The sequence below is a fragment of the Verminephrobacter aporrectodeae subsp. tuberculatae At4 genome (genome assembly GCF_000193225.1).
GTDB lineage: Bacteria > Pseudomonadota > Gammaproteobacteria > Burkholderiales > Burkholderiaceae_C > Acidovorax > Acidovorax aporrectodeae.
Window position 1 is genome coordinate 1 of the sequence record NZ_AFAL01000115.1, and the last position, 1,541, is coordinate 1,541.

At 68.5% G+C, this 1,541-nt stretch carries 3 protein-coding genes; all 3 read right to left on the reverse strand.

Annotated features, from left to right (window positions below):
- Positions 1-385, reverse strand: a 385-nt coding sequence (locus VTU_RS0104555; protein WP_010101280.1) for a flagellar biosynthetic protein FliR, incomplete at its 3' end; no start/stop codon positions are given.
- 80 nt (positions 386-465) lie between these two features.
- Positions 466-735 carry a flagellar biosynthesis protein FliQ gene (gene fliQ / locus VTU_RS0104560; protein ID WP_010101282.1) on the reverse strand — a complete coding sequence of 90 codons (270 nt, stop codon included), beginning with the start codon at positions 733-735 and terminating at the stop codon, positions 466-468.
- Between the two features lie 17 nt (positions 736-752).
- The gene (gene fliP / locus VTU_RS0104565; RefSeq protein ID WP_029554110.1) at positions 753-1,490 is read right to left on the reverse strand and encodes a flagellar type III secretion system pore protein FliP; all 738 of its coding nucleotides are present in this window, start codon (positions 1,488-1,490) and stop codon (positions 753-755) included.
- Positions 1,491-1,541 lie beyond the last annotated feature (51 nt).

Here is a 1,541-nt window from a genome sequence, read left to right on the forward strand (position 1 = left end):
ATCGGGCCACGGCGCTGGTCTGGGCGCTGGACGCGGGGTCAAAGAAGGACGCGAAGTTCAGCCCCATCTGCAAGCCCACGAGTTCCCCGGCGAGTTCCACCGCAGCGAATACCAGGCGCACCGAAAAGCCGATCGCCAGGCCCACGGTGAGTTGCTGCGCGAGCGCTCCCAGAGCCGCACGGCCCTGGACGGCGATCACCGGTTGATCGACCAGCACGCCCTGGGCGCACAGCGCCACCAGAAAGGCCAGCCCGATCTTCGCGCGCAGGGGCAGCGCCCGCATGGAGAACACCGGGGCGGCCGAGAACAGGGCGAGCACGCGCAGAAAGGGCCACAGGATGGGCGACAGCCAGGCCATGATCTGGGCCTCGGAAAAGCCGATCACGCGCGGCTCCACGAGGCGCTGGCGCTGGCGATGGGCGGGCCGGCGGCGGGCATGCGGCAGGAAGAACCACCGGCCTGGCTTTACGCCACCACCGAAGGGATGGCTTCGATGGTCCGGCGGATGAAGTCCACCAGGCTGCCGAGCATCCAGGGGCCGGCGAGCGCAAACACCACCATCGCGGCGATCAGCTTGGGAACGAAGGCCAGGGTCGCCTCATGGATCTGCGTGACCGCCTGAAAGATGCTCACGATCAGGCCCACCGCCATGACGACCCCGAGCACGGGCATGGCGATCATCAGCAGCAGGCCCAGGGCGTCGCGCCCCAGGGTGAGAACCATTTGCGCAGTCATCGCACGTTCCTTCGCCTTCAGCTGACGAAGCTCGCCGCCAGCGAGCCAATCAGCAGGTTCCAGCCGTCGGCCAGCACGAACAGCATGAGCTTGAAGGGCAGCGCCACGAGGACCGGAGAGAGCATCATCATTCCCAACGACATGAGGATGCTCGACACCAGCATGTCGATCACCAGGAACGGGATGAAGATCATGAAGCCGATCTGAAACGCGGACTTGAGCTCGCTGGTCGCGAACGCGGGAACGAGCACGCGCAGCGGCGCCGTTTCCGCGCCCACCCTCGGGTCGAGCCGCGCGAGCCGCGCGAACAGGGCGAAGTCGGACTGCCGGGTCTGCTTGAGCATGAAGCTGCGCATGGGCGCCTCGGCCCTGTCGAGCGCCTGTTCAAAGGTGGCGCTGTTGTTCACGTAGGGCAGATACGCGTCCTGGTACACCCGGTCCAGCGTGGGGCCCATGACGAACAGGGTCAGAAACAGCGACAGGCCGACGATGACCTGGTTCGGCGGCGCCGACTGCGTTCCCAGCGCCTGGCGCAGGAGGGACAGCACGATCACGATGCGCGTGAACCCCGTCATCATGAGCAGCACCGCCGGCAGGAAGGACAGCGCCGTGAAGAACAGCAGGGTCTGGACGGGAACCGAGTAGCTGCTGCCCGAAGGGCCGCTGGCCACCACCAGGGGCAGCGCGCCCGCGGCCTGCGCCAGCGCCGGCGCCTGCACGGCCAGGCAGGCCAGGCCCGCAGCCGCCGCGGGCAGCCACGGGCGCCCGGGCCGCTGCGCGGCGCCCCTTGCGCGGCCAGGCAGACC